We start from the raw sequence: 9,187 nt of genomic DNA, 5'->3' as shown, positions 1-9,187 counted from the left end.
TCTAGGAACAACGCCTAATTATTATACGAATCTCAGAAGCATAACTTTTTGCTGGCTGGCGTGACGGTATTTTCGCATGAGAATATTTTTTGTCCCGCAGAATCAAAGGGGTTGTGCATACCCGAACAATCGAGTGGGAGTGACGGGTCGTAAAATCGGTGGAGTTCGGCGGCGAACGGCGGCCGGATTGCTCGCAACGTATCGATAGACTGCGATTGATTTCACCAGTCGCAATATCGGGCGACAGCTTTAGAGCGATGACCATGCGTCCCAGGGCGTAGATCTTTCCGTGGTTTGGCGCTGCGATGCGCCCACGCCGTTTCGCGACATGCGCGTGATCTTCAGTGTGCCGCCCGCGCTCAAAGATGGCGTAATCTGCGTGAAAATTGGCGCCTACTGTCAATGCCGCAGGTCCGGCGCTGGCCTACCTTTCTCACACAAGGAAGGGAGTTCTTCCTCACAAGGAAAGAAGGTGGCCTATGTTCAATCGCAACAAAAAATCCGCTCTCGTGACGGGAGCCTCATCCGGCATGGGCAAGGAAATCGCCAGGCGGCTGATTGCCGACGGCTACCAGGTCTATGTGGCCGCGCGGCGCGTGGCCGAAATGGATGACCTGAAGGCGCTCGGGGCGCATCCGCTTCGCATGGACATCGCCAGTGATGCCGATATCGTTGCGGCGGTCGATACGATGATGGCGCAGACGGGCGGCGTCGACGTGCTGGTCAACAATGCCGGCTTCGGCCTCTATGGGCCGATGGAGGAGATCGGTTTGGACGAGGCCCGATATCAGTTCGAGGTGAACGTCTTCGGCCCCGGTCGGCTGACCCAGCTCCTGCTGCCGGCGATGCGCGCGAAAGGGGCTGGCCGGATCATCAACATCACCTCGATGGGCGGCAAGATCTACACGCCGCTGGGCAGCTGGTACCATGCCACCAAACATGCACTGGAAGGATGGTCCGATTGCCTGCGTATCGAACTTGCCCCGCTGGGCATCGATGTGGTGGTGATCGAACCCGGCCTGATCGAAACCGGGTTCGGCGATGTGGTGGCGGATAGCCTGCTCAAGCGTTCCAGCGCCGGACCCTATGCGGGGCTGACCCGCGCGGTCGCAGCCGGGACCCGCGACACCTACGCCAAGGGACGCACCAGCCACCCGAGCGTGATCGCGGACGTGGTTGGCAAGGCGGTTTCCACCGCCCGCCCGCGCACCCGCTATGTCCGGGGCAAGTTTGGCGCGCTGCTGATCGCGATGCGCACATGGCTGGGCGACCGCATGTTCGATCGCATCATCCTCAGCCAATTGCCGAAGGGCGCCTGAGCGTCATGCGGCCCGCTCCCGCCGACCGGTGCAAGGTGCCGCATGGATTGTGGAATGCGGTGGAGGTGATCGGCATCCCGCCCGCGGCGCTGTTGCGCCAGGCGCGGCTGCCGGTCACGCTTCCTCAAACCGGGCAGACCATCACGACCGCGCAGTATTTCGCGCTGATGCGGGCGCTGGAGGCGCTGTCGGGCGATCCTGCGGTCGGCCTGCAGATCGTCCGCAACGCTGACACGGCGGTCCACCCGCCTGCGACAGTCGCCGCCTTTTATGCCCGCGATCTGCGCGACGGGATCGAACGGCTGGCACGGTTCAAGCGGCTGTGTACGCCGGAGACGCTGGAGATCACCGAAGAATTGGATGGGGGACGGCGCAGCTGCAGCGTCGGAATGACCTGGCTTCACGCCAGCGAGGCCGAGCCAGCGGCGAGCGTGGACGCGACCTTTTCCACGCTGATGGAGCTGGCACGGCGCGGCACTGGCGCCGACGTGCGCCCCTTGCGCGTCGACCTCGCCCGGCCGGGTTTGCGAAGCGCCGTTCACGAAACGTATTTCGCCGCGCCGGTGCGGCTTGGCGCGCCGCGCGACCTCCTTGTGTTCGACGCCTTAGATCTCGACCGACCGTTTCCGGGCCACAATCCCGAAGTGCTCGCCATGCTGACGCCGGCGCTGGGCAGCGCGCTTGAGGAGATGCAGGCACGGTCGCTAAGCGAGCAGGTGGTCCTCGAACTCAAGCGCAGCCTGCCGAGCGGTCGACCGGACGTGAGCGAGGTCGCCCGTCGAATGGGCATGAGCGAGCGGACGTTGCAGCGTCGGATCACCGAGGAAGGCCGTAGCTTCCGCGAGTTGCTGACCGAAGCCAGGCGGGAGCTTGGACACCGCTTTCTCAGCGACGTCGCGATAGAACTCGACGAGATCGCGTTTCTCCTTGGCTATCAGGACGCGACCTCGTTTCACCGGGCCTTTCGCGAATGGGAAGGCGTTACGCCAGCACGTTGGCGAGAACTGCGTGCCGGAGACGCGATCTTCACCCCGCACTGATCTTGATACTAAATGATCAAGGGTGTGATCTTTTGGCGGCGTGCGGAGCGGCATGGCAAAGCGGAAGAAATGTTTTTGTGTTGAAGTTCAATGGCTTGTGAGTGTTGCGAACAATGAAGTGGGAATAGGCCGCCACTAGCCGTCCCTAGCCCCGCGCCTCGACCGGACTGCCGCCGAACACCAGGTTCTGGCGAGCTTCGGGGGTGAAGAGGCCATAGATCATGGCGGCCTCGGGCGCGCTGGCGGCGTCCAGGGCGGCGATCTGTTCCCGCGGTAGGCGCAGATCGGTGGCGGAGATGTTCTCCTGGACCTGAGAGGGCCGGCTGACCCCCATCAGGGCGGTGTCGACGCCGGGCTTTGACAGCACCCAGGCCAGGGCCACGCGGGCGGGAGACTCGCCCAACTCATGGGCGACCCCCTTCAGGGCCTCGACGATGCGCCAGTTGCGGTCGGTGAACAGGGTGTCGCCGAAGGGGTTGGCGCCGTCGAGACGGTTGTCGTCCTCAGCGCGGCCTTCGCTCCCGCCGGCCTTGTCGGGCAGGCCGCCAGCCCGTGGGGCTGCAGCCTCGACCGTCGCGCGATCGTACTTGCCCGTCAGAAGGCCATAGGCCAGCGGGCTCCACGGCATCATGCCAAGCCCCATATGGCGGGCCAGCGGCAGGTGCTCGGCCTCGACCTCGCGGCTGACCAGGGAATAGAAGTATTGCAGGGCGACCGGACCCGGCAGGCCGCGCACCGCGGCCAGGGTGGCGATCTTGGCGACGTACCAGGCGGGCGTGTTTGACAGGCCCCAGTAGCGAATCCTGCCGGCCCGAACCAGCGCCGCCATGGTCTCCAGCAGTTCGTCGGGCGGGGTCAGCGAGTCCCACACATGGATCCAGTAGAGGTCGACATAGTCGACCTTCAGGCGACGCAGGGATCCCTCGAGCGCCGCATGGATGTGCTTGGCGCCATTGCCGCCCACATGCGGGCCAGAACCTGTGGCGAACCCGGACTTGGTGGCGATGACCAACTGATCGCGTAGGCCGCGATCGGCGATGATCGCCCCCAACATCTCCTCACCGCGCCCGCCCGCATAGACGTCAGCGGTGTCCACGAGGTTGCCGCCGGCCTCCACATAGGCGTCGAAAACCGCCTCGGCCGCCGGGCGGGCCATCCCCCAACGCTCGACGCCGAAGGTCATGGTTCCCAGGGCGAGAGGACTGACGACCAAGCCTGATCGCCCGAGGGTCCGATAGTCTGTGAGCGCCATGACGTTGATTTCCTAGTGAGCGTTATGGAACCCAATAGCCGCGCGTTGCGGCCTGGGGTCAAGTGTTATATATCGATCACTATGGAAGATGGAGCTATCGAGAGGCGACCCTCACAGGCCCCCCGCCGCACGGGGCGACCGCTGTCGTTTGACCGAGACGTCGCGCTGAAGGCGGCCATGCACCTGTTCTGGCGACATGGCTACGAGGCGACCTCGGTTGCAGAGCTGACCCAGGTCATGGGCATCACGCCGCCCAGCCTCTATGCGGCCTTTGGCGACAAGCGCCGGCTGTTCCTGGAGGCGGTGGATCATTATCTGGGCGGTGGTGCGGCCGCCGTCGTCCTAAGTATCAAGGACGCCGAGACGGGCAGGGCGGCGGCGCGGGACCTGCTGACCGCAGCGGCGCTCGGCGACACCGGCGAGGACACGCCCCCCGGCTGTCTGCTGGCCAGTTCCCTGGTGAGCAGCTCGGCCGTCGCCGATGAGGTTCGTGAGGAACTGGCTGAAATCCGCCGCCGTATCGAGGCCGCTCTGCGCGCCCGCATCGAGGAGGATGTCCGAGCTGGAAAGGCGGCTCGCGACTGCGACGCCGAGGCTCTCGCCGGCCATGTGTTCGCCGTGGTCCAGGGCATGTCCACCCTGGCCAAGGACGGCGCCGGACGTGACAAGCTGCTGCGGATCGTCGACCAGACCATGGCCGGCTGGCCTGCCGCAGCCTAGCGCTGCGTCAGGCCGGCCGTGGCCTCAGAACCGCTGACGCAGGGCGACCGTGACGTTCCGAGGATCGCCGAAGGTGTTGTAGGTGTTCGGGCCGCCGATCCGCGCATAGTAGGTCTTGTCGAAGAGGTTGTTCACCGACATGGACACCGACAGCTTGGGCGTCACGGCATAGCCGCCGTGCAGGCTGAAGACGGCATACGGCTCCTGTTCTCGAACGCCTGCGACGCCGGCGCCGAGGAAGGTGCTCTGGGCGTTCATGCCCGCGGCGATCCAGGCCCGATCCCAGCCTGGCGTCGACGGCGTGTACTTGGCGAAGGCCTTGAGGCTGTGCTCAGGCTCCCAGGTGTCGAAGGCCTGGCCGATCAGGCTCGCGGTCGAATTCTCTAGATGCTCGGTCTGGATGAAGGCGTAGCCGATCGAAAGATCGACGCCAGGGTAGGGGCTGCCGGTCACCTCGACATCGAATCCGCGGACCTCGACCTCGCCAATCTGCAGGAAGAAGCCCGGATGGGCGATGTCGGCGAAGGCGCGGTTGACGTCGCGCGTATTGTAGACCGCGAAGGTGGCCAGCAGCGCGTCCTCGAAGAACGCGCCCTTCACCCCGGCCTCCAGCTGGCGACCGACCCGCGGGTCCAGCGGCGTCCCGCCGTTCTCGTCCCACCTCAGCGAGGTCTGTGGGATGAAGATGTCGGAATAGCTGCCATAGATCGTGATGTTGGGGCGCAAGTAGTAGACGACGCCGGCATAGGGTGTGATCTCGTTATTCGCATAGGCGCCGCGGACGAAATCCGTCGGATTCGGATTGGGCGCCTGGGTGCGGCTGCGGGACTCGAAGTCGCTCATCCGCGCGCCCAGCACCAGGGTCAGGCCATCGAGGATCTCGAACCGCCCCTGGCCATAGAGGCCGCTCTGCTCGACGACCGTGCGGCTGCCATTGTTGTAGACGAGGTTCTGCTGCGGGACATTCGCCGCGTCTTCAAAGGCGATGCCCGATCCTGCGGGCGAGCCGGTGTAGAAGGTGGTGGCCACCGACCTGCTGGTGACGTCGTATTCCTCCCAGCTATAGCCTGCCATCAGGGTGTGTGTGCGCCCGAACAGGCTCACTGGCCCCGTGGCGTAGAGGTCGATCCCGGTTCGGTCGGTGGTCGATACGGTGCTGCGGCGATTGAAGCTGGAAAAGCGGTTGGTGACCGGGTTCAGGCCCGTGCCCGGTGTGGGAAAGCCATCGGTGAAGGTCTTTTCCTGTTCGCGATAGGCCGCCTTGGCGCGCGCCACCCAGTCGTTGGCGAACTGGTGGCGGAGATCGGCGGCGTATTCGAGGGTCTCATAGATGTTCAGATTCCAGTCCGGGTACTGGTTGATCGAGCGGGGGACGTCCAGGAACTGGTTGTGCAGCGGATGGCCGGGCAGGACATAGTTGGCCAGGCCCATGCTCATGGCGTCGCCCTGGTCGTCCTGATAGGTCACCGTCGCCGAGGCCATGGTGCGTTCGGTCAGGTCGAAGTCGATCGCGCCATAGGCCACCACCTTCTCCTCGTGAGAGCGGTCGGTGAAGAAATCGCGCTGAAGATAGGAGCCCGCGGCCCGGCCGCGCAGGCGGCCATCGAAGGCCAGCGGCCCGCCGACATCCCCCTCCATCCGGTAGTTGTCCCAGGTTCCCGCTGAGGCGCCGAGGGAGCCTGCAAATGCGCGCGGCGCGCGCTTGCGGATGAAGTTGGCCGTTCCGCTGGGTTGACCGGAGCCCTTGAAAATCCCGGCCGGGCCGCGGAGCACCTCCACCTGCTCGTAGACGATCAGATCGAAGTCCTGCGCCTGGCCGCTGTTATAGGCCGGAATGCCATCATAGGAGACGTCGAGCAGGTAGCCGCGGGAGCGGATCTGTCCGATCAGGCCGTCCCAAGTGGTGACGTGGACACCGGGGACCTGGGCCAGGGCGTCGACCATGGTCACCAGATTCTGGTCCTCGATCCGCTGCTGGGTGATGACGCTGACGCTGTTGGGGACTTCGAGCACCGACACCGGCTCTTTGCCGCCGATGGTGACCACGTCTGCGCGATAGGTGTCGCGAGCGCCCTGGACGGTCACGGAGCGGACCGTCGTGGCGTCGTCATCGGCCGCCAGGGCTGACGATGCGAATAGCGCAATCCCAAGCGCCGGCGCCAAACCGCACGCAGCCAAGCCCCGCCGCCCGTCGCGCGCAGCGACGCCGGATCTGAATTCCAAAGACATGAAACGCCCCGACCAACAGATGTTATGATATAACATACACGTTGGTCAAAGCGTCACAAGGGGCTTGGCCAGCCTTCGTGCCAGCGCCGCTGTTGACCCGTCCGGATCAGCGGCGAACGGGGAGATCCACCGGCTGGAGCTGGTCGGCCTCGAGCTTGTCGATCATGAAGGTCCACATGCGAATCTTTGCATAGTCAGCGTCGACGCCTGTGAACCCATGGTCCTGTGACGGCAGGATCAACATCTCGAACCGCTTGCCCGCCTTGATGAGCGCATCGGCCAGACGAAGGCTGTTGGTCACCGGCACATCGCTGTCGCGCATGCCGTGTACGATCATCAGCTCGCCCTGCAGCCGGCTGGCGAGCTCCTGGTTGGTCGCATAGCCGTTCGGCCCGCCAGCTGGTCCTGTGATGGGGTGGCCGAAGTGAAACTCTCCTGAGCCCATCTCATAGATGTTGTTGTCGTGATTGCCCGATGAGGCGACGGCTACCTTGTAGAGGTCGGGCTGCAACAGGATGGCGGTCGTGGCCATCAGCCCGCCGCCGGAATGGCCCATGATCCCCACACGGGAAAGGTCGACAGCAGCGTCTTGCGTAGCCACGGCGCGGATCATGGCCGCGTTGTCGGCCACGGGATAATCCCGGACATTGCCGAAGGTGAGCGCATAGCGGTGATAGGCCGAGCCCCGTACGGCCGAACCGCCGCGCTGGCCGGCCCGCAGGACCATCGGCCCGAGTTCGGCCAGGGCGCTGGCCTGGTCTGTGGGATCAAATCGGAAGGGCGTGCTCTCGCCCGAAGGCCCCGGATAGACAATGCTGACCAAGGGGTGGGTCGCGGCACCCCGACGCCCTGATGGCCAGAGCCAGCCATACAGTTTCGTCTCCCCATCGTCGGCCAGGGCCGTGACCGGGCGGGGCGGGACCCAGCCGGCCGCCGTCAGAGCGGTGGTGTCGGAGGTCTCGACCGTCATCACCACCTGGCCGTCTCGGTCCCGAACCAGAATCTGGGGCGCCATGTCTGGACGCGACAGGGTGTCGACATACCAGCGGCCTGTGGGACTGACGCTCAGCTCGTGGTGGGCATCTTCCTGGTCGAGGGCGAGGCTTTCGCCGGTCGCCAAGTTGGTGCGGCGCGCCCGCACCTGGGCGGGGTTGCGGACGGTCGCATCGTCATAGGCGCCGTAGATGATTTCGCCCCGGTCCTCGTCCACATGCAGCAGACGTTGGGTCGCGAGGGGTTCGGGCGTGACCATGCGAATGAAGCGGCCGTCCCAGCCGTAGAGCCCATAGTGCTCATAGCCGTCGCGCTCGGTCCGCCATAGGAAGCCGTCCCCCAACGCCCGGAAATCGCGGTATCGGACCGACGAGCCGGTCGGGTGGCTTTCGCTCAAGATGACCCGCACCTCGCCGGTCGCTACGTCGGCGGCGCAGAGCTCGACGGTCCCATACCCACGGCTCACGCGGGCGAAATATAGGGTGCGGCCGTCGTTCGAAGGCCAGAAGCCGCCGGCGCCCATGTCCAGATTGCCGAGATGGTCCCAGCCCTGCGTCTGGACCTGGACGGGCGCCCTGGCGCCGCTGGCGTCGAACACCCAGAGCTCCTGTCGGGGCAGGTTGGCCTCCCCGGGATAGGGCATCTTGTGGGTCGCCAGGCGCGGTCGGGGTTGGGCCATGGCGTCCAGCAGCCAGGTCTCGCCGGTCTGCCTCAGATCCTGTCGGACCACGTAGAAGAGCGGCCCGCCGCCGATCCAGCCGATCCACGGAGGGGTATCGTCCAGGCGGTTTTCGAGGATCGCGGCGTCAGTCGGCTGGGTGTCGGCCATCGCGCCGGAAAAACTGTACCAGAGGGCGCCGTCGGCGCTCAGGCGCCTGACCTGCTCATCGGGACCGGATGCGTAGAGATCGTGGGCGCGCGTGAAGACGCGATGCCGGCCATCGGGAGATGTCGCCTGGTTCGTGGTCGGCAAGGGCGTGAGAACGCCGTTGGCAAGACTGTAGCGATACTGGCCGCCCGGAACCGACAGGATCGCGGCCTCGCCGTCCGGCGAGAGGTTGAGGCTTCCGGCCGTCAGACGCTCCGGCGCCACGGAGAAGGGCAGGCGTGAGACGATATCGGACGCGCGCGCCACTACGGTGCGCCGCGCCTGGGGAATATCCACCCGAACCAGGATGACGTCGTCAGCGGTTTCCCGGGCATAGGCGAAGGCGTCGCCTCCGCTCAGCCACGTCATTCGGGGGGCCGAAGGGGCGATGGCGTCGGAGGCTTGGCGGAGGCGAGTGTCGCGGTCGCTGATCACGCGGCCGACCTGGCAGGCTGTATCGCAATCGGAGGGGGGCTCGGCGCGGCCGGGCGTCGGCGAGAGCGCGGCGGCCAGACAAAACAGGCCTGCGGTCGCTCGGCTCCAGAGTCCGGCGCGGACCGGCTTTGCGTCCTTGTGGTGCATCGCCGCCATCATCTGAGACCCCCGTGCGTCGGTGAGCGGTGATCGCAGGGGCGAGCCGCCGCCATCCAAGACCGAGCCGCAAGGTGAGAAGTCTAGACGCCGATCTATCGGCGAATCCCCACTTGGGCCGGAGCCGCGCCGCAACCTTTCCTGAATCTGGCCAGGGCTGGCGAGGAATCTTCGG

At 65.6% G+C, this 9,187-nt stretch carries 6 protein-coding genes; 3 read left to right on the top strand and 3 right to left on the bottom strand.

Features of this window, described 5'->3' with window-relative positions:
- Positions 1 to 479: 479 nt before the first annotated feature.
- Both Q8L83_RS12060 and Q8L83_RS12055 read left to right on the top strand, forming a co-directional pair.
- Positions 480 to 1,319, top strand: a complete 840-nt coding sequence (locus Q8L83_RS12060; RefSeq protein WP_305287245.1) for an oxidoreductase — start codon at positions 480 to 482, stop codon at positions 1,317 to 1,319.
- Between the two features lie 5 nt (positions 1,320 to 1,324).
- Positions 1,325 to 2,359: an AraC family transcriptional regulator gene (locus Q8L83_RS12055; RefSeq protein WP_305287243.1), complete on the top strand. Its 1,035-nt coding sequence runs from the start codon at positions 1,325 to 1,327 to the stop codon at positions 2,357 to 2,359.
- Between the two features lie 145 nt (positions 2,360 to 2,504).
- On the opposite strand, the gene Q8L83_RS12050 is transcribed toward Q8L83_RS12055, so the two are convergent.
- On the bottom strand, positions 2,505 to 3,572 hold the full coding sequence (locus Q8L83_RS12050; protein ID WP_305287241.1) for an aldo/keto reductase: 1,068 nt from the start codon (positions 3,570 to 3,572) through the stop codon (positions 2,505 to 2,507).
- Between the two features lie 216 nt (positions 3,573 to 3,788).
- Between Q8L83_RS12050 and Q8L83_RS12045 the strand changes: the two genes are divergently transcribed.
- Complete coding sequence (locus Q8L83_RS12045) at positions 3,789 to 4,331, top strand: TetR/AcrR family transcriptional regulator (RefSeq protein WP_305287239.1); 543 nt, start codon at positions 3,789 to 3,791, stop codon at positions 4,329 to 4,331.
- Between the two features lie 24 nt (positions 4,332 to 4,355).
- Here the strand turns inward: Q8L83_RS12045 and Q8L83_RS12040 are convergent, their stop codons facing one another.
- Positions 4,356 to 6,560, bottom strand: a complete 2,205-nt coding sequence (locus Q8L83_RS12040; RefSeq protein WP_305287238.1) for a TonB-dependent siderophore receptor — start codon at positions 6,558 to 6,560, stop codon at positions 4,356 to 4,358.
- A 106-nt stretch (positions 6,561 to 6,666) separates the two neighbouring features.
- Complete coding sequence (locus tag Q8L83_RS12035) at positions 6,667 to 8,790, bottom strand: prolyl oligopeptidase family serine peptidase (RefSeq protein WP_305287236.1); 2,124 nt, start codon at positions 8,788 to 8,790, stop codon at positions 6,667 to 6,669.
- Positions 8,791 to 9,187 lie beyond the last annotated feature (397 nt).

Source organism: Phenylobacterium sp., assembly GCF_030680185.1.
Classification (GTDB): Bacteria; Pseudomonadota; Alphaproteobacteria; order Caulobacterales; family Caulobacteraceae; genus Phenylobacterium.
This window is presented reverse-complemented; position numbering and strand designations above follow the sequence as displayed.